Source organism: Streptomyces sp. NPDC048172 (assembly GCF_043202595.1).
GTDB lineage: Bacteria > Actinomycetota > Actinomycetes > Streptomycetales > Streptomycetaceae > Streptomyces.
Map to the genome: position 1 here is coordinate 44,572 of NZ_JBIDAT010000011.1, position 24,850 is coordinate 69,421.

Genomic DNA, 24,850 nt, shown 5'->3' on the forward strand with positions numbered 1-24,850 from the left:
GGGCTTCTTCCGCGCGTGTCCCTAACATGACGGCCCGTCAGATGAGGGGAGCTGTCGATGGATGCCTCGTTCAGTGAGGAGCAGGGCGCGATCCAGCGGGCCCTGCGGGACGTCCTGGCCGCCCGGTCGGAGCCCGACGACGTCAGGGCGGCCGTACGCACGGAGGCCGGGTACGACAGGGAGCTGTGGGGCAGCCTCGCGCGGGAGCTGGGGCTGCCGGGGCTGGCGCTGCCCGCCGAGTACGACGGGGTGGGCTGCGGCACCGTCGAACTCGCCCTCGCCTTCGAGGAGGCGGGCCGCGCCCTGCTGCCCTCGCCGCTCCTCGCCACGGCGGGGCTCGTGGCCCCCCTGGTGGCCGCTCTCGGCACCGAGGAGCAGCGCCGGGCCCTGCTGCCGCCCCTCGCCTCCGGAGAGCTCACGGCGACCCTCGCGGTCCCCGCGGGGGCGCTCCCGCTGGCACTGGGGCTGACGGGCGGCGGTACGGGCGGCGGTACCGGCGACGGCACAGCCGGGGACGGCACGCATGGCGGCGGCGCCGTCAACGGATGGTCCGGCGACGGCCGTGCCGGCGGCATCCAGGCGCGGCGCGACGGGGAGGGCTGGAGGCTGTACGGAGAGGCCGCCCAGGTCCTGAACGGTCACACCGCCGACCGTCTGCTCGTCGCGGCCCACACGGGCGGCTTCGCGCGCAGCCGGACCCTGCTCTTCCTCGTCGGGAGCGAGGCGGAGCGCGACGGCTGCGGCGGCCGCGACGGCCGCGGCGGCAAGGACGTACGGCACGGCCCGCGAGGGCTCGTCCGTGTCCGTCAGACCTCGCTCGACGAGACCCGTACGGTCGCCCGGCTCGAACTGCGCGACGTGCCCGCCGTGCTGCTGGGGGAGAGCGACGAGGCGGACGTGCCCTCGGCGCTCGTACGGGCCGGGGCGCGGGTGGCCGCGCTGCTCGCCGCCGAGGCCGTCGGCGCGGCGGAGAGCGCGCTCGGCCGTACCGTCGAATACACCACCCTGCGCGAACAGTTCGGCCGTCCCGTCGGTTCGTTCCAGGCGGTGCAGCACCGGCTCGCCGATGTGTACGTCCAGGTGCGCTCCGCGCGGTCGGCCACCTACTACGCCGCGTGGGCCGCCGACGCCGACCCAGCGGAGGCGGAGACGGCGGGCGGGCTGGCCCTCGCGCAGGCCCTGGAGGCGCTGCGGCTGGCGGCCGGTGAGGCCGTCCAGCTGCACGGCGGTGTCGGCTTCACCTGGGAGCACACGGCGCACCTCTACTTCAAGCGCGCCGCGGGGGACGACCTGCTGTTCGGGCCCGTCCATCGGCTGCGCGCCCACGCGGCCGAACGCGCGGGTCTCTTCGCGCGGGACGCGCCGGAGCGTACGGAGCGTACGGCGGCACGGCCGGAGAAGGTGACCGTCTGATGGACAGGATGAAGGCGATCCAGAAGGTGTCGTCCACCCGTACGTTCGCGAAGGTCGCCCCGCATGTGATCCCCGTGCTCGACCGCGCGGTCCACCGCGCGACGCGCGGCCGGACGATGATCAGCACGCAAATGCTGCCCGGGGTGGTGCTCACCTCGACAGGGGCGAGGAGCGGGCAGCCGCGCCGTACGCCACTGGCGTGCATGCCGGAGGAGGGACGCGGAAGCTGGCTGCTGGTGGGCAGCAACTTCGGCAGACAGGGACACCCCGGCTGGACGGCGAACCTGCGGCGCCATCCGGACGCCGAGATCAGCTGGAACGGTGCCGACATCGCCGTACGGGCACGCCAGTTGGAAGGGGAGGAACGGAAGGAGGCGTGGGCGGAGCTGCTCCGGTTCTGGCCGCCGTACGCGGTGTACCAGGAGCGCGTCGAACGGCGCATCCGGATCTTCCGGCTGGAGCGCAGGGCACCGCTCTAGCCCGGGCGCATGGTGAGGGGACGCGGAGGGAGGGGCAAGCGGGAGGGGGCTGTTCGAGGGTGCTATTTGGTGGGCTTCTTCTCGGTCACGCCCATGTAGACCAGCAGCGCCAGACTGGGCTTCAGCTCGGCCTGCTTGACGCCCCAGCTCTGGAAGCCCTTCTGGTGCCCCGCGACGGAGGCCAGCATGGCGACGAGGGAACCCGCGACCGCGGTCGCGTTCACGTCCTTGTCGACCTTGCCCTTGGACTGGAGCTCCTTGATCGAGTCGGCCAGGGAGTTGTTCACGGAGTTCAGGATCTTCATGCGGATCTTGTAGAACCGCTTGTCGCCCTCCGCCGCTCCCAGGTCGACCACGCGCAGGATCGCGTCGTTCTTCCGCCAGAACGACAGGAAGCCCTCGACCAGGTCCTGGGCCGTCTGCCACCCCGCCTTGCCCACCCAGGAGCGCCCCGCGACCAGTTCGGTGAGGGAAGCGCCTTCCTTCGCCATCGATTCGGCGATCTCCAGGACCGCGCCTTCGACGTCGGGAAAGTACTGGTAGAAGGTCGCAGGGGACGTGCCCGCTTTCCGCGCGACGTCGATGACCTTGACGTCGCGGTACGGCGACGAGCTGAGCATCTCGCTGAGGCAGTCGAGCAGCTTCTGCCGCGTCGCCTGACCACGGCGACCGGCCACCCGGCCGTCGACGGTTCGAACTTGTCCTGTCATGCCGTCAGCTTACCGAGGGGTGATCCACCCGCGATTCGTCCGCATGCAAATGGGTGCGAGGGCTTTCGGGGCGGGGCGAGTGACCAGTCGGAATGGCGCGAGAAAACCACGGAATGGCACGAGAAAACGGCCGTAGGGACCAGGAACGCGCCCCTCCGTGGCCGTAAAGCGGCCCCCTGGGACAGAGGAGCGTTCAGAACCGGCCGGGTGGCCGACGGGATGGCCGCGTTCCCCGGCACGCCCGCCCCGGCGCCGTTACGGTTCCTCCCGGGGGATTCCACGAACTCCACATCTCAACGCACCGGACGGACGCGTGGTCGGGAGGAACGGAACATGGCCGGAGGGGCACGGGACTTCGCCGAGGGGGAGCCTTGCTGGACGGACGCCATGCTGTCCGACGTCGAGGCGGGCAAGCGGTTCTACGGCGAGCTGCTGGGCTGGACGTTCGGCGGTCCGGTCGCCGAGCGTGACGCCTATACGGTCGCGCTGCTCCAGGGGCGTGAGGCGGCGGCCCTGTTCGCCAAGCCGGACGGCCGGATGCCGACCGCCTGGAACCTCTACTTCGCCACCTACGACGCCGGGGCGACCCTCGCCCGTGTGCGGCAGGCGGGCGGACAGGTGCTGATGGGGCCGACGCTCGTGCCCGGCATGGGCACCAACGCGTTCGCGACCGACCCGTCCGGCGCCGTCTTCGGCCTCTGGCAGCCCGAGGAGCGCTCCGGCTTCGGTGTCGTACGGGAACCGGGCGCGTACGTCTGGAGCGAGCTGCTGACCCGGGAGGAGGACGCCGGGGCCGTCGATTCCTTCTACACCGCCGTCTTCGGGTACGGAACGCACAAGGCCGACTTCGGCGCGGACAGCGAGGCCGCCGGTGAGGACTTCGCCGTATGGACCCCGGCGGCCCCCGGCGGGGACGCGGGCGCGGACGGCGGCGTGGACGGCGGGGCGGACGGCGGCGGGGCGGACGGCGGCGGGGCGGACGGCGGCGGGGCGGACGGCGGCGGGGCGGACGGCGGCGTGCGTGACGGGGCGCAGGGCGGCGGCGCGGAGGACGCCGCGGCGGTCTGCGGGCGCGGATTTCTCGGCGCCACCCATCCGCCTGAGATGCCTCCGCACTTTCTTACGTACTTCTCGGTGACCGACTGCGACGCCGCCGTCGACACGGCCGTCCGGCTGGGCGGCAGGGTCCGCGGAGGCCCGACGGACACGGCTTACGGTCGGCACGCGCTGCTCGTCGACGATCAGGGGGCCGACTTCGCCGTCATGCGTCCCGGATCCGCGGGCCAGGGATGACACCCTGGCTGACCAGCGGAAGGCCGGTGGCTGACCAGTAGGAGAGAGGAATGCCGGACTCATCCGTACCTGAGGCGCTTTGCCGTGGCACGAAGACACTTACGAGCCGCCCCCGGGTTCGCAACCGTGGCCTTCGCCAGGAAGAATCAGCCTCCGGACCGCCAGGTCCGGCACGGCAGTGAGAAGCTGCACGGGGCGGTAGTACGGAGTACGCAGCACGCGGTGAGCAGGGCAGAGCAGCCGCGAGGACGCAAGGCCCCACGGGGAGGTGGCAGGCAAGTGGTGGAGCAGCTTACGCAGCACGATCCGCGGCGGATCGGCCCGTTCGAGGTGCTCGGCCGTCTCGGTGCCGGCGGAATGGGGCTGGTCTACCTCGCGCGCTCGGCCTCCGGCAGGCGCGTCGCGATCAAGACGGTGCGGACCGAGCTGGCGGAGGACCAGCTCTTTCGTGTGCGTTTCACGCGTGAGGTCGAGGCGGCACGGGCGGTCAGCGGTTTCTACACGGCCGCAGTCGTCGACGCCGACCCCCGCGCGGCCGTGCCGTGGCTGGCCACCGCCTACGTCCCCGCCCCCTCGCTCGAAGAAATAGTCACTGATTGCGGCCCCCTACCCGTCCAGGCCGTGCGCTGGCTGGCGGCGGGTGTGGCGGAGGCCCTCCAGTCCATCCACGGCGCCGGTCTCGTCCACCGCGACCTGAAGCCGTCCAACGTGCTCGTGGTCGAGGACGGCCCCCGGGTCATCGACTTCGGCATCGCCTCGGGCGTCTCCAACACCCGGCTGACGATGACCAACGTCGCCGTCGGCACGCCCGCCTACATGTCGCCCGAGCAGGCGAGGGACTCACGCAGCGTCACCGGTGCGAGCGACATCTTCTCGCTCGCCTCGACGCTCGTCTTCGCCGCGACGGGGCACGCGCCCTTCCACGGCGCCAATCCGGTCGAGACGGTCTTCATGCTGCTGCGCGAGGGCCCCGACCTGGAGGGCCTTTCCGACGACCTGCGTCCGCTCATCGAGTCCTGCATGCGCATGGCGGCCGAGGAGCGTCCCTCGCCCGCCGACCTCCAGTCGCAGCTCGCCCCGCATCTCTTCTCCTCGGGCAGCGACGACAGCGGCACGGTGTCGGCCTGGCTGCCCTCGACCGCCGTCACGCTGATCGAGCGGCGCAGGGGCGGCCGTTCCTCACGCGTCCGGCAGGCGGCCCCCTCGGGGGTCTCCGGAGGCGCTCAGGGGGCCCCTGACGGCCCCGGCGGCGCGGGCGGTCCCGGCGGTCCCGGCGGCGCGCACGCGGCGCCCGTACGGGCCTCCGGCGACGGTGCCGGGCCCTCCGTGGCCGCGCCGCCCGTCCACGGGGCGCCGCACGGCGAGCAGGGGCCGGGGCCCCACGAGCCCGCACATCCCGCCGCCGAGCCCGCGCACGCGTGGCACGGCGGGCACGACGCCGCGGGCCACGGCATCCCCGGCGGGCCCGGAGGCCCCGCGGCCGTCGGCGGCCCCGGAGCCGCCGCGCCCGCCCAGAAGCTCTACGACCAGGGGGCACCCGCCCCGCCGCAGGGCGCCCCCCTGGACGGCGGGCCCGTACGGCTGCCCGGTTCGCACGTGCCCATCGGGCCCGGACCGCGCCGTTCCGACGACCCGGCGCGCGATCCGGAGGCGGGCCCCGCCACCGGATGGGTGCGCCCGCCCAACGGGGCAGCGCCGCACGCTCCGCCGCCCTCGCACGCCCCGTCCGTCCACGGCACGCCCGGGACCGGCGCGGGAGCGGCGAACCACGCGGGGGGCGGTGGGCCCGCCGCCCCGCAGCCGCACCAGCGGCACGGGTCAGAGGCGCACGCGCCCCGCACCCAGCACGGCCCGCCCACCGGGCCGCCGCCCCAGGCGCAGCACTCGGCGGCGCCGCCCCGCTGGCGCCCCTGGCGCTTCCGGATGTCGAACGACGTGTGGGGCTCCCCCGTCGTCGCCGACGACCTGCTGTACGTCACCTCTTTCGAGGTGCACGCCCTCGATGTGGCCAGTGGACGCAGGCAGTTCAAGACCCGCGAGGTCGCCTGGTCGATGGCGGTGTCCGGCGGGCGTGTGCACGCCTCCGACGGGCCGAGCCTGTACGCGCTCGACGCCACCGACGGCTCCGAGCGGTGGCGCCTGGCGACCGACGGGTGGGTCTACTCCCTCCAGGTCGACCGCGGCACCGTCGTCACCGGTACGCGCGGCGGCGGCGTCCAGGCGTGGGAGGCCGCCAACGGCGAGAAGCTCTGGGAACTCTCCGGCGCCCAGGCCGACTTCGAGACCCCCGAGGGCGGCCCCGTCATCATCGGCGGCATCGTCTACATGTGGGGCGACGGCAGGCTGTACGCGCTGGAGGCCCGTACGGGCGCCGAGCACTGGTCGTACCCCGTGGGGGACGCCTCGGCGACGGGCGGCGTGCCGGTGCGGCTGACCGTGGCCGACGACGGCGCGGTGTACGTGTGCGCCGGGTCGCGCGTCTTCGCGCTGGACGCGACGACGGGGGCCGAGCGCTGGCGCTTCGACGCGCCCGCCGCCTTCCTCTGTCCGCCCGCCTTCGTGCCGGGTCCCGCCGTCGCGGGCGGCGGCATCTACCTGGCGGACTATCTGGGCACCGTCTACGCGCTCGACGCGGCCAACGGCCACGACCGCTGGCGCATCGCGACCGAGGCCCGCCACTCGACGGAACCGGTCATCACCGCCGACGGCCTCGTCCACCTGGGCAGCGGCAGCGCGCTCTACACGCTCGACGCGGTGAGCGGCACGCCCCGCTGGCGATTCGCCACCGGCGCCGACGTGGTGGGCGCTCCCGTCGTCGCCGAGGGGCGCGTCCATTTCGGCTCGGCCGACCACTGCCTCTACACGGTGGACGCGGTCGGCGGGCAGCTCCGCTGGAAGCTGGCCACGGGAGGGGAGATCACGGGTTCGCCCGTCGCCTCCGGTGGCGTGGTCTACGCGTGCAGCAAGGACCGCTGCGTGTACGCGCTCGACGCGGCAAAGGGGACCGGTCAGTCCCGTTCCTCTTCCTGAGCCTTCCTGACCGTCCCGTCCCCTCGCCAAGCCCTCAAGCCGCGTCGCGGCGGTCGGACCGTTCGGGTCGTTCGGGGAGGGGCTGCACGGTGGTGTCGTCCACGTCGCCGTACGGATCACCGCGGTACGGATCACCGCCGTACGGTCCCTCCGGAGGCGCCTCCGTACGGTCGTCCCGGCGGTGGCGGGCGGCGCTCGCTCCGCGGCCCCGCATGACCAGTGCGGCCGCCAGCAGCAGGACACCGGCACCGAAGGCGAGTCCCGCGCCGACGTCCAGGCCGTCGCCCCCGGCGGTGAGGCTGCCCTCCGCCTGGGTCTGGCGGACCATCCACAGGATGGTGAAACCGAGCGTCAGGACGCCCGCCAGGAGGACCAGTGGACGGGACCGCAGGAGCAGTCCCAGCAGCGTCACCACCGCGGCGACGAGCATCGGAAGGAACAGCCCGTTCAGCAGGGAGGCACCGTCCCCGGTGATTCCCTCGCTGTCGAAGAGCTGGCCGATGCGGAAATCACGCCCGTGACGGCCGTCGTACCAAGGTTGGAAGGGGCTCCATACGGCGGCCGCCGCTCCGACGAGAGCGAGGAGGGATCCGAGAGCGTTCCGGATCATCGGCTTCGCCTCTCTTTCCGGCGCCGCCACGAGCGCGGCACCGCGCGGTGCGTGATCCGCGACCGACGCTACGCCTGCGGGAACCACGCCGCCACCGGGGGTGTCTTCGTCCGGCGAACGGCGTTGTACCGTACGCGACAAGAATTCGGCATCGGGGGAGTGTTCATGAAGACAGCACGCCATCTCAAACTGCTCGCGGCCGTCACCATCGTGCTGATGGCTCTCAGCGGCTTCAGCCCGGCCCGTAGTTCGGGCGGCGGAGGCGGGAAGAGCCGTACGAGCGGCAGCTCCAGCGGGGGCGGCGGCGGGTGCAGCAGCAAGAAGTCCAGCAGCCACAGCGACTACGACAGTTCCAGCTCCAGCTCGGGCTCCTCGTCCGGCTCCAGCTCCGGTTCGAGTTCCAGCTCCGGTTCCACCAATTCCAGCGGGAGCACGAGCGGCTCGGGGAACGGGTCGGCGCGCGGCCATGTCACCGAGTGCGTGACGACCGCGCGGCCGAGCGCCACGGTCCAGGTCAGGAACTCCGGCAGCAGCGCCAGGAGCCTCACGGTGCGCATGGACTTCAACGGCACCGACGGCATCTCCCTGGACTCCGGCTCGGCCACCGTCCGGGTGCCCGGGTCGGGGACGAAGCGGGTGAAGGTCCCGATGACCAACCCGGGCCAGGCGGACAAGGTGAGCGACTGCGTGGTCGTCTCGGTCAACTGAGGGAGCCCGCCCGGAGCGCTCGTTCCGTTCGTCAGCGGACGCGTGGGGCGGACGCTCTGCCCGCCCGTCCCGTGAACAGTTCGCCCTGCCGTTCCGGCGGCAGGTTGCCGAGGGCGATCAGCTGGGGGGCCTGGGCCATCGCCTGGGCCCTCGCGCCCTCCTTCGCCGCCCATACGGCGCGCACCGTGCCCTGCACCGCCTCCGGCGGGTACGAGGCGAGCACGGTGGCGCACCGCAGCGCCGCCTCCAGGGTGCCCCCGACGGGCGTCACCTCGGACACGAGCCCGGTCTCGTAGGCGCGGCGGGCCGAGATGCGTTCGGCCGTGCCCATGAGGGACATGCGCGCGACCTCGCCGAAGGGCATGCGCTGCGACATGCCGATCGCCTCGTAGGCGCTGACCATTCCGTAGGTGGTGTGCGGGTCGAAGAAGACGGCCTCTTCGGAGGCGATGAGGAACTCGGCCTCGCCGAGCAGGTAGAAGGCCCCTCCGCAGGCCATGCCCTCGACGGCGGCGAGGACCGGGATCCACAGGTCGTTGGCCTTGGGCCCGATGGACAGCAGGGGGTCCTCGATCGCGTACGGGGAGGGCGGCTGGCCGATCTCGCCCCCGACGACGGCCGCGCGGTCGATGCCCGTGCAGAACGCCTTGGTGCCGGAGCCCGTGACGACCGCCGCGCGGACGTCCGGGTCGGCGCGGAACGCGCGCCAGGTGGCCGTGAGTTCTCGCGCGTCGTCCAGATCGAGCGCGTTGAGCTTCTCCGGGCGTTCCAGGGTGACCGTGGCGATCCCTTCGCGCACTTCCGTACGGATGCTCATGGCCGCTCCAGCATCCAGCGCGGCACGGTCACACCGTCCGCCATCCGGTGGAAGGTGACCTTCACGGGGGCCCCGATGCGCAGCTTGGACGGATCGACCGAGTTGAGCGGGGCGTCGGGAGAGGCGACGAGATTGCCGACCATCCGGATGCGGGGCGCGTCGGCCAGTTCGACGACGACCGCGTTGTACGGCGCCTGTTCCGCGTATCCGGGCAGCAGGGGCGGATGCGGCAGGACGTACGACCAGACGCGGCCCCGCCCGCTCATGCGCCGCCATTCGACGTCGAACGAGTGACAGCGCGGGCAGCAGGGGCGCGGCGGGAAACGGAACGCCTCACAGGAGGCGCAGCTCTGGACGCGCAGTTCGCCCTCGGCGGCGTACGACCAGAAGGGCGCGCCGTCGTCGTCCGGTACGGGCAGCAGCAGGCCGGAGTCCGTCATGTACGGGGACGTGGCTGGCATGGGTGTCTCAACTCCTCAGCAGGAGTGCCGATGTGGGGACGCCCTCGCCCGCCGTGACCAGGCAGGTCGAGGCGTCGGGGACCTGTGCGGTGGACGTGCCCCGCAGCTGTTTGACGCCCTCGGTGATCAGGTTGAACCCGTGCACGTATGCCTCGCTGAGGCCGCCGCCGCTGGTGTTGAGGGGGAGCCGTCCGCCGATCTCCAGCGCCCCGCCCTCCGTGAAGGCCGCGCCCTCCCCGCGTCCGCAGAAGCCGTATCCCTCCAGGGAGAGCGGGATCAGGGGCGTGAACGCGTCGTAGATCTGGGCGACATCCACATCCTGTGGACAGAGATCCGCCTTCTTCCAGAGATGCTGGCCCGCCGTCCACGCGGGGCCGGTCAGCGGGTCGTCGTTCCAGTAGTTGACCATCCCGTGGTGCTGGGCCGGGAGGCCCTGTGCCGCCGCGTGGACGTAGACGGGCCTGCGGCGGCAGTCGCGGGCACGGTCGGCGGAGACGACGACACAGGCGAGCGCGCCGTCCGTCTCCAGGCAGTTGTCGAAAAGGCAGAGCGGCTCGCTGATCCAGCGGGCCGTCATGTACATCTCGCGGGTCAGCGGGCGCTCGTACATCATCGCCGCGGGGTTCTGGTTGGCCCGGTTGCGGCACGCCAGCGCGACGTTGAAGAAATGGTCGCGCGTCGCGCCGTACTCGTGCATGTAGCGCCGCGCCAGCATGCCGATCTCGTCGGCCGGACGCAGCAGGCCGAAGGGGCGCGTCCACTGGGCCGGCGTGGGGAGCTGGACGGCGGTGTTCTTCCAGGGGCGTGCCCCTGAGCCGCGCTTGCGCGAGCGCCAGGCGACGCCGACGGTGGCCTGTCCGGTCGCCACGGCCGCCGCCAGATGCGCGACGGTGGCGCAGGAACCGCCGCCTCCGTAGCCGACCTTGGAGAAGAACGTGACGTCTCCGGCGCCGACGGACTTGGCGATCTCGACCTCGTCGGTCTCTTCCATCGTGTACGAGGCGAACGCGTCGACCTCGGACGGGGCGATCCCCGCGTCGTCGAGCGCGGTCAGGATGGCGCGGCACGCGAGTGTCTTCTCGGACTCGGGGAGTTGTTTGGCGAAGGCGGTCTGGCCTATGCCGACGATCGCCGTGGCGTCCTTCACTGGAGTTCACCTCCGGTGCTGCGGACCGACCCGACCGTAGTCGGTCAGGTGTGCTGACAGCGGAGGAGGCTACAGCTAATCTGACGGAGTGTCAGCTACGCGGCGAGGGCGGGAGGCGGACCATGCAGGGACTCCAGGGTTTCCGGGGATTCCCCGAGGACTGGGACACCGTCCCCGCGCTCGTACGGACGGCGGCGGCGCGCCACGGCGACCGTGAAGCGGTCGTGGAGGGCCGCACACGCGTCTCGTACGCCGAGCTGGGCGCCCGGGTCGAGCGCTCCGCCGCCGCGTGCCTGGCGGCCGGTCTGCGGCCCGGGGACCGGGTGGGGATCTGGGCGCCGAACACCCTGGAGTGGATCGTCGCGGCCCTGGGCGCCGTCACGGCGGGCGGCGTCCTCGTCCCCGTGAACACCCGCTTCAAGGGCGCGGAGGCGGCGTACGTCCTGGAACGGACCCGTGCGCGGCTCCTGTTCATCACCGGGACCTTCCTCGGGACCTCGTACGTCGCCTCGCTGCGCCGTGCCACCCGGGAGGGCGACGGGACGGGGGGACCGCTTCCCGGGCTGCCGCACCTGCGCGAGGTGGTCGTGCTGTCCGACGACGCGCCGGAGGACTTCCGCACCTGGAGCGACTTCCTGGCGGGCGGCGAGTCCGTCCCCGCGTCCTCCGTACGGGAACGGGCCGACGCGGTCGCTCCCTCGTCCCCCTCGGACATCACCTTCACGTCAGGGACGACGGGCCACCCCAAGGGCGCGGTCATCTCGCACGAACAGACCCTGCGCGTCTACGAGACGTGGAGCGAACTGGCGGGCCTGGAAGCGGGCGACCGCTATCTGATCGTCAACCCGTTCTTCCACACCTTCGGCTACAAGGCGGGCATCATCGCCTGTCTGATGCGGGGCGCCACGATGATCCCCCAGCCGGTCTTCACGGTGGACGCGGCGCTGGCGCACATCGCCGCGGAGAGGGTGAGCGTGCTGCCCGGACCGCCCACCCTCCACCAGTCGATTCTGGACCATCCGGCCCGCCTTCAGCACGATCTTTCCGCACTCCGTCTGGTCGTCACGGGCGCGGCCGTCGTCCCCCTGGAACTGGTCGAACGGCTGCGCTCCGAGCTGAAGGTGAGCACCGTACTGACCGCCTACGGACTGACCGAGGCGTCCGGAACGGTGTCCATGTGCCGCAGGGGCGACCCCGCCGAGGTCATCTCGGGCACCTCCGGACGCGCCATTCCCGGGACGGAGGTCAAGGTCGTCGCGTCCGACGGTGCCTCCCTGCCGCCCGGCGAGCCCGGCGAGGTCCTGGTGCGCGGCTACCACGTGATGAGCGGCTACTTCGAGGATCCGGAGGAGACGGCCCGTGCGGTCACCCCGGACGGCTGGCTGCGCACGGGCGACGTCGGCGTGATGGACGCCGACGGGAACCTGCGCATCACCGACCGCATCAAGGACATGTTCATCGTCGGCGGCTTCAACGCCTATCCGGCCGAGATAGAGCAGCTCCTCGCGCGCCATCCGGACCTCGCCGACGTGGCCGTCGTCGGCATCCCCGATCCGCGCCTGGGCGAGGCCGGAAAGGCGTTCGCCGTACGGCACGCAGGGGCCACCGTCACGGCGGACGACCTGATCGCCTGGTCCCGCCGCGAAATGGCCAACTACAAGGTGCCCAGAGAGGTCGAGTTCGTCACGGAGCTGCCGCGCAACGCGAGCGGGAAGATCCTCAAAACCCGGCTGCGCGGCCGGCGGCGCGCGGGTTAGGGTACGTCCACTCCGCTGGAACACACGCTCCCCAGAAGGACAGCCGCAGAACGGGAGCGCACGCGGGACGGGCGTGCCACGCGCGTCCGCACGGCGTGAACAGGAGGGGGCGGCAACGGAATCCATTCCGCCTGCCCTTTTCCGAAGGAGTCCTGTCCATGCGTTTCGGCCTCGGCCTGCCCGTCAACGACCTCTCCCTGCTCGCCGAATGGGCGCGCCGCGCGGAGGCGTCCCCCTTCCGTACGGTCGCGCTGCTCGACCGCCTTGTCTACGGCAACCCCGACCCCCTGGTCACCCTCGCCACCCTCGCCGGGGCCACCTCGCGCGTCCGGGTGCAGACGGAGGTGCTGCTCGCCCCGCACTACGGCACGGCCGTCCTCGCCAAGCAGACCGCCACCCTCGACCGCCTCTCCGGCGGCCGCTTCACGCTCGGCATCGGTGTCGGCGGCCGCGCGGACGACGCCGCGGCGGCGGGCATCGACCCGCGCCGCCGGGGCCGCCGCCTGGACGAGCAGATGGCCCTGCTGCGCCGTACGTGGGCGGGCGAGCCGTACGGGGACGACGCGGGGCCCGTGGGCCCTGCCCCGGCGACCCCGGGCGGCCCCGAGGTCCTCTTCGGCGGCTTCGTCCCCGCAGCGCTGGAGCGCGTAGGCCGCTGGGGCGACGGCTTCCTCGGCGCCGGGCTGCCCGCGCCGTACATGGACCAGAAGTTCCGCGAGGTCGAGCGCGGCTGGGAGCGGCACGGGCGCGAGGGGCGCCCCCGTCTCGTCGCCCAGGTCAACGCGGCCCTGGGGTCCGACGAGGTGGTCGAGGAGGCCCGTAAGGAGATCGGGGCCTACTACGCGTTCACCGGACGCGCGGAGTACATGGTCGACGGTCTGCTCAGCACGCCGGACCGGATCCGCGAGGCGGTCACCTCTTATGAGGCCATCGGCGCGGACGAGCTGGTCTTCTACTGCTGGGCCGCCGACCCGGGACAGGTCGACCGGCTGGCCGACCTCGTGAGCTAGGACCGGTCAGGCCGTACGGGCGGGAGAGCCGTCCGTACGGTCAGGCCGTGCGGACGGTGCGGGCGTCCAGTCGGCGGGCCATTCCCGGGTAGTCGACGACCGTGCCGTCCGTATCGACCTCCAGATCGCTGCGGTACGTCCCCGAGGCGAACCGCACACGGGCGCCGCCCGTCTCCGTACGGCCCAGATGCGTGTACGTCTGACGGGACGGGTGGACGCCCAGATCCGGTACGGACACCCACGCCATGAGGAACTCCCGCTCGCCCTCCGACCGGTGGAGTCCGTGCCGGAGGGCCGGCATGGTGTTGGTCAGCGGGCACAGCCCCAGGTCGCAGTCGAGCGCCCCGTCCACGTCCGGTACGGGCGCTCCGTTCGCCGTCCAGCGTCCCTCGCCGTCGTGGAGCAGCTCCAGGGTGCGCGTACTGTCGGCCCGTTCGGCGCGTACCCGGAGGCGGCGGGTGACGAAGCCCTCGCCGGTCTCCAGCTCGTACGAGATCCAGTACGGCTCCGGAGTGGTGCCGACCGCGCGGCCGTGCGCACTGAACGAGTTCAGGTCGTCGGCGAACCGCACCCAGGCGGTCTCGTGGCCCACGCTCTCGATCACGTCCCAGGTGAGGACGAGGGTGTCAGTCATGGCGCTCGCTCTCTCGTGCGCTCCGCCGCGCACGGGTCTCCAGGCCGAGGGCGGCGCCCAGGTCGCGCAGGCACTCCTCGAAGACCGGGTCCAGGTCGGTGAAGGCGAAGTCCAGCTGGTGCAGGACCTCCATGCACAGCAGGCCGTACAGCCTGATCCAGCAGCCCAGGTAGACATGGAGGGCGCCCGGCGGCAGACGGCCGTCGAGCGACGCCGCATGGGCCTCCAGCTGCGCGCGCAGGGAGGGCTCCAGGTCGGACAGGTCGGGCGCCGGGAAGGGACGCTCCTTCCAGAGCTCCACCACCTGGTCCAGCAGGACGCGCTCGAAGCGCTGTCCGGCCATTCGGCGCTCCGGGTCCGGCTCGCGACCCGGAGGGGCGGTCGGAGCGGCGAAGATCCAGCCGAACTCGGCGGGGTGCGCCGTCGCCCAGGTCCGCATCGCACGGCACGTGGCCATCAGGCGGCTCCCGCGCGGCCGTTCGGGAGCCGCGTCCCGGGCCTGCTCCATCGCCGCGGTCAGCTCCTGGAAGAAGCCCGCCGTCACGGCGCCGACGAGTGCTTCATGGCTGGCGTAGTAGTGGTAGAGCGCCGGGCCGCTCACGCCCATCTCGCGCGCCACCGCGTTGATCGTGACGGCCGGGGAGCCCCGTTCGACGAGCAGCCTGCGCGTGGTCGCGTGGATCTCGGCGAGGGTGGCCTGCCGCTGCCGGTCCCTGCGGGTCGGCGCGCGCCCGGCCCGCTCCTTCGCCTCCTGCGTCTGTGCTGCTCGCTTCCCTGCGGCTGCCATGGCCTGTCGCTCTCCTTCTCCTCGCCCACCGCTTGACAGCTTAGGGCATCTATATTTACTTAGAGGCCGTAGGTGACCTAGAGGCTCTAAGTGAAACTCTTCCGAGGAAAGGCTGACGCATGCCTTCGATGACACCCGGCTGGTGGACGGTCCTCGCGCTGTCCGCGCTGCTGCTCGTGACGGCCACCTGGTGGGGCGCCTCGCGCGCCGCGCACACGCGCCGGGCCGTGGGGAAGGGCGCGGGGAAGAGGGCGGCGCGGTGAAGGCCGTCGTGGTCGGCGGCGGCATCGGCGGGCTGGCCGCCGCCGTGGCGCTGCACGCGCGCGGCTGGGACATCGAAGTCCACGAGCGGGCGGAGGAGTTCACCGGGATCGGCGCGGGCCTCGCCGTGCAGCCGAACGCCCTGCGCGCCCTGGACGCGCTGGACCTCGGAGACGCCGTACGGGAACGGGCCGCGACCGAACCGCCCCTGGGGATACGGCACGCCGGTGGCCGCTGGCTCATCCGTAACGACACGGCCGAACTGGAGCGGCGCTACGGCCGGTGGGTGATGCTGCCCCGCGCCGAACTCATCGACCTCCTGCGCGCCCGTATCCCCGAAGGCGCGCTGCGGCCGGGCTCCGCGGTGACGGACGTACGGCCGGACGGCACCGTTCGGTACCGAGGCGGGGAGAGCGCCGGTGACCTCGTCGTCGGCGCGGACGGCATCCGCAGCGTCACCCGGCAGGCCGTCCTTCCGGACGCCCCGGCGCCCCGTTACGCCGGATACAGCACCTGGCGGTTCATCGCCCCGCCTCTCTCCGGCGCAGTCGCCGAAGGAAGCGTCGAGACCTGGGGCAGGGGCGAACGGTTCGGCTACGCGCCTCTGCCCGATGGGCGCGTCTACTGCTACGTGATGGCGAACGCGCCCCAGGGGCACAGCAACGGCTCGCCCGAGGACGAAATGGCCGCACTGCGAAGCCGTTTCGCACGGTGGCACGAGCCGATCCCGTCCCTGCTGGCCGCCGCCGAGCCGGGCGCCGTGCTGCGCCACGACACGTACGAGCTGCCGGACCTGCCGACGTTCGTGGGGCACCGGACCGCGCTCCTCGGGGACGCGGCCCACGCGATGACGCCCAACCTCGGCCAGGGGGCGTGCCAGGCGATCGAGGACGCGGCCGGACTGGCCGCCGCGCTGGACCGCGCGGGCGGTGACACGGCCGCCGGGCTCGACGCCTACGACCGGGCCCGGAGGCCGCGTGCCCAGATGATCGTCCGGCGCTCCCGTCGTGTCGGAGGGGCGGCCCAATGGTCCTCGCCCGCTCTGACCGCGTTGCGGAACATGGGGCTCAGGATGACGCCCGGCTCGTCCTTCGCCCGCTCCCTCGCGCCGGTGATCGGGGAGGGGACGGTGGGGACCGTGGCGGGGGCCCGGAGCTGACGGACGGATTCAGTCCACGATCGCTCCGCAGGAGATGTTCACGTCCGTCGACGTCAGGGCGCGGGCGTGGTCCGAGGCGACGAAGGCCGCGACGTCGCCGACGTCCTCCAGGGTCGCGGTGCGGCCGAGGAGCGTCGTGCCGATCAGCTCCGCCTCGATCTCCGCGCGGCCGGGGAATCCCTCCGGGATGCCCTCGGGCACGCCGCCCGACTTGAGCGTGACGACGCGGATGCCCTGGGCGCCCAGTTCGCAGGCCCACTGGCGGCGCAGCCCCTCCAGGGCGTCCAGGGCGATCTTGAACCCGCCGAGCCCGGGGAGCGTCTGGGTGCCTCCGCCGCCGAAGACGAGGACGACGCCTGAGCCCCGTTCCGCCATGTGGCGGGCGGCGGCCCTGGTTGTCAGGAACTGGGTCCGCACGGCGTTGCTGACCGGCTGGAGGAAGTCCGCCAGCGAGATCTCCGTCAGGGGCTGCTGGACGTCGCCGTAGCCCAGCGCGTTGAACGAGATGTCCAGCCGGCCCGTACGGGCGACGATGCCGTCCACGTAGGCGTTCACGGCCTCCTCGTCGTGCGCGTCGACCGACGCGGTCTCGCCGAGCGCGGCCAGCCCGGCGTCCTTGTCGAGCCGTGCCTTGTCGCGCCCCGCCAGGAAGACCCGCGCCCCCTCGCGGGCGAAGGCGCGCGCCGCGGCGCCGCCGATCGGGCCGCTCGCCCCGTACACCACGGCTACCTTGTCCCGCAGCAACATGTTCCGTCACATACCTTTCATCCCGATGTCCGTAGTTGTTGACACCGTGACGTCGGAGCGGCGGACCGGAATTCGACACACGCCGGGAAAGTTGCCGGAAACGCACGCCCACTCGTACGCCGCACCTCGCACGGAGGAGTCCCTATGCCGCTGAGCCGTGAAGACCGCGAGAAGTTCCTCGCCGAGCCGCACATCGGCGCGCTCGCCGTGGACGCCGGGGAGGGACGCGGCCCTCTCGCCGTGCCGATCTGGTACCAGTACGAGCCGGGCGGCGACCTGTGGGTGCTCACCGGGCGCGACTCCCGCAAGGCCGCGCTGATCGGGCGCGCGGGCCGTTTCTCGCTCCTGGCCGAACGGGTGGACCCGTCGATCCGTTACGTCTCCGTGGAGGGCCCCGTCACCGCCACCGCCGCGACGACGGAGGCCGAGCTGCGCGAGATGTCCGCGCGCTACATGCCGGAGGGCAAGGTCGACGCGTACGTCGAGGCGTCGGACCTCCCCGCACTGGTCACCTTCCGCATGCGGCCCGAACGGTGGAACGCAGCGGACCTGGGCTCTCTTTAAGAGGGCGCTGCCTTTTCCGCCTGCCTGTTCCGCCTGCCCGGGCCGGTCCGGGTGCGGCTCCCGGACCGGCCCAGGGGCTCCCCCTGACCGGCCCGTCCGTCCCCACGGGCGGGCCGGTCTTCCGGGGACGGCTCGGACGGGCCGGGGGCGGTGTCCGAGCGGTCCCCTGTCTCTGCGTTCGGCAGTAGCGGGACCGGCCCACCGCCGTGGGCCGGTCCCGCACCCGTCGGCCGGAAGCGGGCGCACGGAGGAAAGAAGCGCTTACGGAGCGCCCTTGCCCGACGCTCCATCAGACGTCCTGTCCCGTCCGGTGTCGCGCCGTACCGCTTCCAGGTACCGCTTCCTGCCGACAACGAGCGCACTTGCACGGTGGCCATCTGCTCGCCCAGGCGGAGAGCTTCGGCCGGTACGAGTCGTCGCACGCCCAGAACCGCAGCATGCGCTTCTCGCCGGTGGCGGGGTCGATCCGGTAGACCGCGAGGGTCATCCTCCCCATCGGAACGCCTCCGCCTCCGCCGACCGCTTCAGCCGACCGCTTCAGCCTCTGCCTGCGCCTCGGCCCCGTGCGCCGTACGTGGCTCGTGGCGTCGCCCCGCACCGTCTGTCCGGACACCGTGCGAGGCGACGGGGAACACGTTGCCGTGCCGGTCGTGGGGGACTCTTGAGGGTGTCTTGAATCCGCTGCTGGGGCGGGTTAGACAGGGGTTGAGGAGAGAGGGTGGGGGAACCGCGGATTTCTGGGGGGAAATGAGAGCGGAGTTCCGGCTTCTCGGGGACGTCGAAGCGCGTGCCGAGGGCGGACGTGTCGTGGAGATCGGTCATGCGCGGCAGCGCGTCGTGCTGGCGGCCCTGCTGGTCGACGTCAACCGTGCGGTGACCGTCGAGCAGCTGATGTCGCGCGTCTGGGGCGAGGAGCCGCCGCAGCGCGCCAGGGGGACCCTGCACTCGTACCTCTCGCGGCTGCGGAGCGCGCTCGCTCCCGGGGACACCGGGACGTCGCCGCTCACGCGCCGCCCGGGCGGCTATGCGCTGAACGTCGATCCGCTCTCCGTGGACCTGCACCGTTTCCGCCATCTCCTGGCGCGTGCCCGGGAGGGAGGGACGGCCGACACGCGTGCCGCCTCCCTCATCCAGGAGGCGCTGGGCCTGTGGCGCGGCGAGGAGCCGTTCGCGGGCCTGGACACCCCCTGGCTCGCCGGACTCCGCGACAGCCTCGCCCACGAGCGCCGTACGGCCGAGCTGGACCTCACGGACGTACGCCTCCGTCTAGGGCACCACGCCGACCTCCTGACGAGCCTCGCGTTACGCACGACCGCGCACCCCCTGGACGAGCGAGTGGCGGGCCAGTACGTCCTCGCGCTGTTCCGCAGCGGCCGGAGGGCGGACGCGCTGGCCCATCTGCGGAGGGTGCGACGGACGCTCGCGGAGGAGCTGGGCATCGACCCGAGCGCCGAACTGTCCGCGCTGCAGCAGCGGATCCTCCGGGCGGAGGAGGGTGCGGGCGGAGCGGCGGCCCTCCCGCCGGGAGGCGCGGGGGAGGCGGGGGAGGCGGGGGACGTACGGGTGGCCACGGTGCGCGCGGACACGGTGCGCGCGGACACCGTGCATGTGGACACGGTGCATGTGGCGAACCTGTCGGTCGCCGAAGCGACCCCGTCCGTTGTCCGGCCCGCGCAACTCCCGACCGCCGTGCCGGACTTCACGGGGCGCGAATCGCTCGCGAGCGAGCTGGTGGGCCGGTTGGCGGCCGGAGTCCCGGTCGTCGCGGTGGCCGGGATCGGCGGGGTGGGCAAGACGACGCTCGCGCTGCACGTCGCACACGCGTCGCGGGGGCGGTTCCCGGACGGTCAGCTCTACGTCGACCTGCACGGCGCGGCCGAACTCCCCGCCGACCCCGGCGCGGTCCTGGGGGCGTTCCTGCGCGCCCTGGGCGTGACGGAATCCTCCATCCCCGACGAGACGGAGGAACGGGCGGCGCTGTACCGCTCGCTCCTCGCGGGCCGCCAGGTCCTCGTCCTCCTCGACAACGCCCGCGACGCCGCCCAGGTACGTCCCCTCCTCCCCGGCACGGCAGGCTGCACAGCCCTGCTCACCAGCCGCGCCCGCCTCATCGGCCTCGAAGGCGCGTCCTCCGTCGACCTGGACGTGATGTCCCCGGAGGAGGGCCTGTCTCTCTTCTCGCGCATCGTGGGCGAGGAGCGCGCCTCGTCCTCGACGGCTGTGGAGGGGGTGGTGGCGGCGTGTGGGTTCTTGCCGTTGGCGATTCGTATCGCGGCGTCGCGTCTCGCTGCGCGGCGGGGTTGGTCGGTGGAGGTGCTGGCGTCGAAGCTCGCGGATGAGCGGCGCCGGTTGGATGAACTCCGGGTGGGTGACCTGGGGGTCACGGCCACTTTCGAGCTGGGGTATGGGCAGTTGGAGGAGGAGCAGGCTCGGGCGTTCCGGCTGCTGGGTCTCGCCGATGGTCCGGACCTCTCGCTTGCGGCCGCTGCCGCGCTGCTCGACCGCGATCCGCGCACGGCCGAGGACCTCCTTGAGTCCCTTGTGGACGTCTCCCTGCTGGAGTCCATGGCGCCCGGCCGCTACCGCTTCCACGACCTCGTGAGGCTCTTCGCCCGGAGCCGTGCCGAACGCGATGAACAGCCGCGGGCGGAACGGGACGCCGCCGTCGTGAGGCTCCTGGACTTCTATCTGGCGACGACCACCTCGGTGTTCGCCATCGAGCGGCCCGGGGAACGGGCCGTCGACCATTTGATGAAGGTCCCGCGCGACGGTCTCGCGTTCGGGGACCGCGAAGGCGCGTTGGGCTGGCTCTTCGAGGAGGCCGACTGTCTGCTCGCGGCGGTCGTCCAAGCAGTCGGTACCGGTCGGTTCCGTCATGCCGGTGACCTGCTCTTCGCGGCGAAGGACCTGGGGGACTCCGGGGTCCACTCGGCGCAGTTCGAGCGGGCGGCCCATGCCGTACGGGAAGCGGCACGCGACAGCGCGGACGCCTCGGCGGAGGCGCGGTCCTTGAACATGCTGTCGCACGTACAGTTCGTGTCCGGCCGGTTCGACCAGGCGGAGCGGAACCTGCAGGACGCGCTTCCCCTCGCCGAGGCGTGCGGCGACACCCTCGCCAGGAGCTACGCCCTGCACAACAGGTCCCTGCTCGCCAATGTGCAGGGGCAGTTCGAACGTGCCGAGGAGTACCACCTTCTGGCCATCGAGGCGTTCCGCGCGGACCGGAACCTGCCGAGCGAGGCGAGCGCGTACTGCACCCTGGCCCATGTCCATGTGGCCCTCGGCCGCACCGAGAGCGCGGTCGACCTGGCACGGCGCGGCCTCCGGATCTACCAGGACCTGGGACACCGGATGCGCGTGGCCAACGCGCGTAACGTCCTGGCGCGGGCGTTGACCCAGGCCGGACGGATCGATGAGGCGCTGGAGGAGTTCGCCGTTTCCCTCGAACTCTTCCGCGAAACACAGCAGCCCCTCTGGGAAGGCACGACACACGCCCGCTTGGCGGAGACGCTGCTCGCGGCCGACCGTCCTGAGGACGCCGTCCACCACGCGGAACGGGCACTCGCGCTGCGCGCCATCGGCGGTGAGTGGATGCGGGCCAAGACCCTCACCGCCCTCGGCAGGGGGCTGCACGTCCTCGGAGAGCGGGAGCGAGCGCGTGAGTGCTGGCGGGAGGCGCTCCAGGTCTTCGAGGAGCGGGGAGCGAAGGAGGTGGCCGAGGTCTCGGCCCTTCTGGACGGGCGTGGCCTGACATGACACGGCCGTCGGAAGCGGACGGCGGGGGCGGAGAGAGGGCGATGAGGGCGGAATTCCGGTTGCTCGGGGACGTAGGGGTACGGGTCGACGGGCGGCAGGTGGACATCGGGCACGCGCGGCAGCGCCTGGTGCTGATGGCGCTGCTCGTGGACGTGAACCGGGTCGTGACCGTCGACCAGCTCGTGGAGCGGGTATGGGGCGGGGACGCGCCGCAACGGGCGCGAGGGACGCTGCACTCGTATCTGTCGCGGCTGAGGCAGGCGCTGGCCCCCGTCGTGGGGGAGGCGGCCCTGACGCGTCGCGCGGGCGGCTACGTGCTGACCGCCGACCCCGCGGCCGTCGACCTGCACCGGTTCTCCGCGCTGTCCGGCCGCGCGCGGGGAGCGGACGACGGGACGGCCGTCGGTCTGCTGGAGGAGGCGCTCGGGCTGTGGCGGGGCGAGGCGTTCGCGGGCGAGGACGTCCCCTGGCTGAACGACCTGCGCGTCACCCTCGCGAACGCCCGCCGCGCGGCGGAGCTCGACCTCACCGACCGCAAGCTGCGCCTGGGCCGTCACGCGGAACTGCTCACGGAGCTCGCGGCGCGGGCGGCGGCGCATCCGCTGGACGAGCGGGTGGCGGGCCAGTACATCCTCGCCCTCCACCGCAGCGGCCGGCGCGCGGACGCGCTCGCGCACTACGCGGACGTACGTCGTTCCCTGGTCGAGGAGCTGGGCGTGGACCCGTCCCCGGAACTGGCCGCTCTGCACGGTCGCGTCCTGCGCGCGGAGGACGAAGGAACGGTCCCGCCGCCCTCCGCTACGGGGCATGTGCGTGCCGCGACGGTGCACACGGAGACGGCGCACGTCGGTGCGGTGTCGGCGGAGACGGTGAACGTGGGGACCGTTCATGTCGGGACGGTGCAGGTCATGAGCGGGCCGTCCCCCGTACAGGCGGAGGGAAAGGCGTACCCCGCGTACCCCCTGCCCGTGGCCGACGTACGGCCCGCGCAGCTCCCCAGCGGCGTGGACGACTTCACCGGGCGTACGTCCCTAGTCGCGGAACTGGAGGAGCAGGTCGGGTCGGGGGCCTCGTCGGTCGTCGCGGTGGCCGGGATCGGCGGGGTGGGCAAGACGACGCTCGCGCTGCACGTCGCGCACGCGGTGCGCGCCCGGTACCCGGACGGGCAGCTCTACGCGGACCTGCACGGCGCGTCCCCGTCCGCGGCGGACCCCGAGGGCGTCCTCGCATCCTTCATACGGGCACTCGGCGTGCCCGAACCCGCCATTCCGGACGACGCCGAGGAACGCGCGGCCCTCTACCGTTCGCTCCTCTCGGAACGGCGCGTCCTGGTCGTCCTGGACAACGCGCGGGACGCGGCCCACGTACGGCCTCTGCTCCCCGGCGCGAAGGGCTGCACGGCACTGGTCACCAGCCGCGCCCGCCTGACCGGCCTCGCCGGTGCCCACCTCGTCGACCTGGAGGTGATGGGCGCGGACGAGGCACTCGCGCTCTTCGCCGAGGTCGGGGGCGGGGCCCGGGCCGCAGAGGAGCGTGCGGCGGAGGAGGTGGTGTCGGCCTGCGGGTTCCTCCCCCTGGCGATCCGCATCGCGGCGTCCCGTCTGGCGGCGCGGAGGGGCTGGACCGTGGCCCTGCTGGCGTCCAAGCTCGCGGACGAGCGCCGCCGCCTGGACGAGCTCCGGGTGGGCGACCTGGAGGTGACGGCCACTTTCGAGCTGGGCTATGGGCAGTTGGAGGCGGAGCAGGCGCGGGCCTTCCGTCTGCTGGGGGTGGTGGACGGTCCGGATCTCTCGCTTCCGGCGGCGGCTGCCCTGCTGGAGCGGCCGTCGGATGATGCCGAGGATGTGTTGGAGTTGCTGGTCGACACGTCGTTGCTGGAGTCGGTGGCGCCCGGTCGCTACCGGTTTCACGATCTGGTGCGGCTGTTCGCGCGGGGCAAGGCGGAAGCGGGCCGCGAGGACGGGGCGCCGCTTCGGATGGCCCACTTCTACTTGGCGACGGCGGTGCGGGCTTTTGTGGGCGAGCACCCTGGCGACCGCACTGTTGACCATCTGACATCCGCGCGGCAGGACGGTCTGGAGTTCGGCGACCGGGAATCGGCGATCGACTGGCTCCTCACTGAGTCCGGGTGCCTGCTGGCTTGTGTGACTCAGCTCGCCGCGTCGGAACGGCCGGGGCTCGCGGCCGACCTGCTCATCGCGGTGAAGCCTCTCGCCGACAGGGGCGACTACGCGGCCCGTTTCGAAAGGTGCGCGCTGTCCGTGTGCGAGGCCGCGCAGCGCGCCGGGGACACGCGGGCTGAGGCGCGTGCCCGCATGATCCTGACGCACTTCTTCAGTGTCACGGGGCGCTTCTCCCGTGCCGAGGAGGAAGCGAGGGAAGCCGCCCGGCTCGGCGCAGAGGCCGATGACGCGCTGTCCCGCGCGTACGCGGCGAACGACCTCGGGATCATCACGTACTACATGGGGCGGCACGAGGAGTCCGAGGTGTGCCTGGGGCAGGCCATCGACGCCTTCCGGAAGGACGGGAACCGCCCGTCCGAGGCCAGCGCTCTGTGCAACCTGTCTCGCACGCGCGCCGCACTCGGGCGTTACGGCAGCGCGGTGTCACTCGCCGAACAGGGTCTGGCGATATACCACGACATGGGCAGCACTTTCCGTATGGGCAACGCCCGCTACACCCTGGGTTGCGCCCTCACACAGGCGGGCCGTACGGATGAAGGGCTGGCCGAACTGAAGCGCGCGTCAATGTCCTTCAGGGAGAGCCGTCAGCCCCTGTGGGAGGGGGTGACCTCGTTCCGTATGGCGGAGGCGTATCTGCTCGCGGGCCGCGCGGAGAAGGCCGCCGAGCACGCCGGGCTGGCGCTCGAACTCCGCTGCATCGGAGGCGAATGGCGCCGCGCCACCGTGCTGGTCGTCCTGGGACGGGCGTATGACGCGCTTGGCCGCAGGGACGAGGCGGTGGTCAGTTGGCGTGAGGCGCTGGAGATCTTCGAAAAGGCAGAAGCGAGGGAGGCCGTCGAGGTGGCGGCCCTCCTCGCATCCGTTTGACCGTGTGCCGAGAGGCGCTGGTCGACGCTCCTCGCCCGTGGGCGAGGAGGATTCAGTGTGAGGAATGAGCCGTCCCGGAAGCATCGTGCGTCTGATGGCTCGGGGCCAGGGTCTGCGCACGGTCTGCCACAGCGGGGCTGGCGACCGCGCCGATGAGGCCGAGAGCGAGGGCGCAGATGGCGAGGGCTTTCTTCGAACGGCTCATATCGGCTCCTTCGGGGGTGAAAGCGTTCGTTATCTAACAGTTACGTTAGGTCGTTGTGCGATTGCTGGCAGTAGGACGTTCCTCGATGGCTCGGATCAGGCCAGGAAGGGCTGATTCAGCCGTGTTGCGCGAACGCCGAATTCTGCTTTCCGGTGTGTGGGTGGTGCCACACATGGGGGACCGCTGTCGACGGCTCCCCCTCTCGGCCGTCGACAGCGGTCCCTGTATCCCCCCGTATCCCCCCCCCAGGGA

At 72.4% G+C, this 24,850-nt stretch carries 21 protein-coding genes; 12 read left to right on the forward strand and 9 right to left on the reverse strand.

Annotated elements, in window-relative coordinates:
* Positions 1 to 57 precede the first annotated feature (57 nt).
* Positions 58 to 1,413 carry an acyl-CoA dehydrogenase family protein gene (locus tag ACGF3A_RS37540; RefSeq protein WP_393735001.1) on the forward strand — a complete coding sequence of 452 codons (1,356 nt, stop codon included), beginning with the start codon at positions 58 to 60 and terminating at the stop codon, positions 1,411 to 1,413.
* Positions 1,413 to 1,892 carry a nitroreductase/quinone reductase family protein gene (locus ACGF3A_RS37545; RefSeq protein WP_393735002.1) on the forward strand — a complete coding sequence of 160 codons (480 nt, stop codon included), beginning with the start codon at positions 1,413 to 1,415 and terminating at the stop codon, positions 1,890 to 1,892. Before ACGF3A_RS37540 ends, ACGF3A_RS37545 begins: the two co-directional genes overlap by 1 nt.
* 62 nt (positions 1,893 to 1,954) lie before the next feature.
* Here ACGF3A_RS37545 and ACGF3A_RS37550 read toward each other — a convergent pair whose 3' ends face one another.
* Positions 1,955 to 2,602 carry a TetR family transcriptional regulator gene (locus ACGF3A_RS37550; RefSeq protein ID WP_393735003.1) on the reverse strand — a complete coding sequence of 216 codons (648 nt, stop codon included), beginning with the start codon at positions 2,600 to 2,602 and terminating at the stop codon, positions 1,955 to 1,957.
* A gap of 333 nt (positions 2,603 to 2,935) precedes the next feature.
* On the opposite strand from ACGF3A_RS37550, the gene ACGF3A_RS37555 reads away from it, so the two are divergent.
* Positions 2,936 to 3,895 carry a VOC family protein gene (locus tag ACGF3A_RS37555; protein WP_393735004.1) on the forward strand — a complete coding sequence of 320 codons (960 nt, stop codon included), beginning with the start codon at positions 2,936 to 2,938 and terminating at the stop codon, positions 3,893 to 3,895.
* 279 nt (positions 3,896 to 4,174) lie between these two features.
* Positions 4,175 to 6,925: a PQQ-binding-like beta-propeller repeat protein gene (locus ACGF3A_RS37560; RefSeq protein ID WP_393735005.1), complete on the forward strand. Its 2,751-nt coding sequence runs from the start codon at positions 4,175 to 4,177 to the stop codon at positions 6,923 to 6,925.
* Positions 6,926 to 6,959: 34 nt separating this feature from the next.
* Here the strand turns inward: ACGF3A_RS37560 and ACGF3A_RS37565 are convergent, their stop codons facing one another.
* Complete coding sequence (locus tag ACGF3A_RS37565; RefSeq protein WP_393735006.1) at positions 6,960 to 7,535, reverse strand: hypothetical protein; 576 nt, start codon at positions 7,533 to 7,535, stop codon at positions 6,960 to 6,962.
* A 341-nt stretch (positions 7,536 to 7,876) separates the two neighbouring features.
* Positions 7,877 to 8,092 (reverse strand): hypothetical protein, encoded by a 216-nt coding sequence (locus ACGF3A_RS37570; RefSeq protein ID WP_393735007.1) that lies wholly within the window; start codon positions 8,090 to 8,092, stop codon positions 7,877 to 7,879.
* Between ACGF3A_RS37570 and ACGF3A_RS37575 the strand changes: the two genes are divergently transcribed.
* Positions 8,085 to 8,243 carry a hypothetical protein gene (locus ACGF3A_RS37575; protein WP_393735008.1) on the forward strand — a complete coding sequence of 53 codons (159 nt, stop codon included), beginning with the start codon at positions 8,085 to 8,087 and terminating at the stop codon, positions 8,241 to 8,243. The genes ACGF3A_RS37570 and ACGF3A_RS37575 overlap by 8 nt on opposite strands.
* A 31-nt stretch (positions 8,244 to 8,274) precedes the next feature.
* Here ACGF3A_RS37575 and ACGF3A_RS37580 read toward each other — a convergent pair whose 3' ends face one another.
* Genes ACGF3A_RS37580 through ACGF3A_RS37590 form a run of 3 tightly spaced genes read right to left on the reverse strand, consistent with a single transcriptional unit; the run spans position 8,275 to position 10,668 of the window.
* On the reverse strand, positions 8,275 to 9,060 hold the full coding sequence (locus ACGF3A_RS37580; RefSeq protein WP_393735009.1) for an enoyl-CoA hydratase/isomerase family protein: 786 nt from the start codon (positions 9,058 to 9,060) through the stop codon (positions 8,275 to 8,277).
* Entirely contained in the window at positions 9,057 to 9,521 is a 465-nt protein-coding gene (locus tag ACGF3A_RS37585) for a Zn-ribbon domain-containing OB-fold protein (protein WP_393735010.1), read from the reverse strand. The genes ACGF3A_RS37580 and ACGF3A_RS37585 overlap by 4 nt, the downstream gene beginning before the upstream one ends.
* A 7-nt stretch (positions 9,522 to 9,528) precedes the next feature.
* On the reverse strand, positions 9,529 to 10,668 hold the full coding sequence (locus tag ACGF3A_RS37590; protein ID WP_393735011.1) for a lipid-transfer protein: 1,140 nt from the start codon (positions 10,666 to 10,668) through the stop codon (positions 9,529 to 9,531).
* 122 nt (positions 10,669 to 10,790) lie between these two features.
* On the opposite strand from ACGF3A_RS37590, the gene ACGF3A_RS37595 reads away from it, so the two are divergent.
* Both ACGF3A_RS37595 and ACGF3A_RS37600 read left to right on the forward strand, forming a co-directional pair.
* Positions 10,791 to 12,425 carry a FadD3 family acyl-CoA ligase gene (locus tag ACGF3A_RS37595; protein WP_393735012.1) on the forward strand — a complete coding sequence of 545 codons (1,635 nt, stop codon included), beginning with the start codon at positions 10,791 to 10,793 and terminating at the stop codon, positions 12,423 to 12,425.
* Between the two features lie 158 nt (positions 12,426 to 12,583).
* Entirely contained in the window at positions 12,584 to 13,435 is an 852-nt protein-coding gene (locus tag ACGF3A_RS37600) for an LLM class flavin-dependent oxidoreductase (RefSeq protein ID WP_393735013.1), read from the forward strand.
* 40 nt (positions 13,436 to 13,475) lie between these two features.
* Here the strand turns inward: ACGF3A_RS37600 and ACGF3A_RS37605 are convergent, their stop codons facing one another.
* Together ACGF3A_RS37605 and ACGF3A_RS37610 are read right to left on the reverse strand one after the other, a co-directional pair.
* Positions 13,476 to 14,069: a putative glycolipid-binding domain-containing protein gene (locus tag ACGF3A_RS37605; protein ID WP_393735014.1), complete on the reverse strand. Its 594-nt coding sequence runs from the start codon at positions 14,067 to 14,069 to the stop codon at positions 13,476 to 13,478.
* A complete protein-coding gene (locus ACGF3A_RS37610; RefSeq protein ID WP_393735015.1) occupies positions 14,062 to 14,856 on the reverse strand; it encodes a TetR/AcrR family transcriptional regulator in 795 nt (264 codons plus the stop codon). The genes ACGF3A_RS37605 and ACGF3A_RS37610 overlap by 8 nt, the downstream gene beginning before the upstream one ends.
* Positions 14,857 to 14,975: 119 nt before the next feature.
* On the opposite strand from ACGF3A_RS37610, the gene ACGF3A_RS37615 reads away from it, so the two are divergent.
* Together ACGF3A_RS37615 and ACGF3A_RS37620 are read left to right on the forward strand one after the other, a co-directional pair.
* Positions 14,976 to 15,119 carry a hypothetical protein gene (locus tag ACGF3A_RS37615; protein WP_393735016.1) on the forward strand — a complete coding sequence of 48 codons (144 nt, stop codon included), beginning with the start codon at positions 14,976 to 14,978 and terminating at the stop codon, positions 15,117 to 15,119.
* A complete protein-coding gene (locus ACGF3A_RS37620; RefSeq protein ID WP_393735017.1) occupies positions 15,116 to 16,276 on the forward strand; it encodes an FAD-dependent monooxygenase in 1,161 nt (386 codons plus the stop codon). Before ACGF3A_RS37615 ends, ACGF3A_RS37620 begins: the two co-directional genes overlap by 4 nt.
* Before the next feature lie 9 nt (positions 16,277 to 16,285).
* Here ACGF3A_RS37620 and ACGF3A_RS37625 read toward each other — a convergent pair whose 3' ends face one another.
* Positions 16,286 to 17,023, reverse strand: a complete 738-nt coding sequence (locus ACGF3A_RS37625; RefSeq protein WP_393735018.1) for an SDR family NAD(P)-dependent oxidoreductase — start codon at positions 17,021 to 17,023, stop codon at positions 16,286 to 16,288.
* Between the two features lie 144 nt (positions 17,024 to 17,167).
* Here ACGF3A_RS37625 and ACGF3A_RS37630 point away from each other — a divergent pair, with 144 nt between their 5' ends.
* The 3 genes from ACGF3A_RS37630 to ACGF3A_RS37640 all read left to right on the forward strand — a co-directional run bounded on the left by ACGF3A_RS37630 (position 17,168) and on the right by ACGF3A_RS37640 (position 24,393).
* The gene (locus ACGF3A_RS37630; RefSeq protein ID WP_393735019.1) at positions 17,168 to 17,587 is read left to right on the forward strand and encodes a pyridoxamine 5'-phosphate oxidase family protein; all 420 of its coding nucleotides are present in this window, start codon (positions 17,168 to 17,170) and stop codon (positions 17,585 to 17,587) included.
* An 807-nt stretch (positions 17,588 to 18,394) separates the two neighbouring features.
* Positions 18,395 to 21,343, forward strand: coding sequence for a BTAD domain-containing putative transcriptional regulator (locus ACGF3A_RS37635; RefSeq protein ID WP_393735020.1), 2,949 nt, complete (start codon positions 18,395 to 18,397; stop codon positions 21,341 to 21,343).
* A 41-nt stretch (positions 21,344 to 21,384) separates the two neighbouring features.
* Positions 21,385 to 24,393, forward strand: coding sequence for a BTAD domain-containing putative transcriptional regulator (locus ACGF3A_RS37640; protein ID WP_393735021.1), 3,009 nt, complete (start codon positions 21,385 to 21,387; stop codon positions 24,391 to 24,393).
* The last annotated feature ends 457 nt before the right edge of the window (positions 24,394 to 24,850 follow it).

Coding starts and splice junctions, on each gene's coding strand:
- ACGF3A_RS37595 (WP_393735012.1), top strand. CDS start 10,791: ATGCAGGGACTCCAGGGTTTCCGGGGATTCCCCGAGGACTGGGACACC.
- ACGF3A_RS37640 (WP_393735021.1), top strand. CDS start 21,385: ATGAGGGCGGAATTCCGGTTGCTCGGGGACGTAGGGGTACGGGTCGAC.
- ACGF3A_RS37565 (WP_393735006.1), bottom strand. CDS start 7,535: ATGATCCGGAACGCTCTCGGATCCCTCCTCGCTCTCGTCGGAGCGGCG.
- ACGF3A_RS37550 (WP_393735003.1), bottom strand. CDS start 2,602: ATGACAGGACAAGTTCGAACCGTCGACGGCCGGGTGGCCGGTCGCCGT.
- ACGF3A_RS37615 (WP_393735016.1), top strand. CDS start 14,976: ATGCCTTCGATGACACCCGGCTGGTGGACGGTCCTCGCGCTGTCCGCG.
- ACGF3A_RS37570 (WP_393735007.1), bottom strand. CDS start 8,092: ATGCGCACCGTGAGGCTCCTGGCGCTGCTGCCGGAGTTCCTGACCTGG.
- ACGF3A_RS37580 (WP_393735009.1), bottom strand. CDS start 9,060: ATGAGCATCCGTACGGAAGTGCGCGAAGGGATCGCCACGGTCACCCTG.
- ACGF3A_RS37630 (WP_393735019.1), top strand. CDS start 17,168: ATGCCGCTGAGCCGTGAAGACCGCGAGAAGTTCCTCGCCGAGCCGCAC.
- ACGF3A_RS37610 (WP_393735015.1), bottom strand. CDS start 14,856: ATGGCAGCCGCAGGGAAGCGAGCAGCACAGACGCAGGAGGCGAAGGAG.
- ACGF3A_RS37540 (WP_393735001.1), top strand. CDS start 58: ATGGATGCCTCGTTCAGTGAGGAGCAGGGCGCGATCCAGCGGGCCCTG.
- ACGF3A_RS37600 (WP_393735013.1), top strand. CDS start 12,584: ATGCGTTTCGGCCTCGGCCTGCCCGTCAACGACCTCTCCCTGCTCGCC.
- ACGF3A_RS37545 (WP_393735002.1), top strand. CDS start 1,413: ATGGACAGGATGAAGGCGATCCAGAAGGTGTCGTCCACCCGTACGTTC.
- ACGF3A_RS37605 (WP_393735014.1), bottom strand. CDS start 14,069: ATGACTGACACCCTCGTCCTCACCTGGGACGTGATCGAGAGCGTGGGC.
- ACGF3A_RS37555 (WP_393735004.1), top strand. CDS start 2,936: ATGGCCGGAGGGGCACGGGACTTCGCCGAGGGGGAGCCTTGCTGGACG.
- ACGF3A_RS37625 (WP_393735018.1), bottom strand. CDS start 17,023: ATGTTGCTGCGGGACAAGGTAGCCGTGGTGTACGGGGCGAGCGGCCCG.
- ACGF3A_RS37585 (WP_393735010.1), bottom strand. CDS start 9,521: ATGCCAGCCACGTCCCCGTACATGACGGACTCCGGCCTGCTGCTGCCC.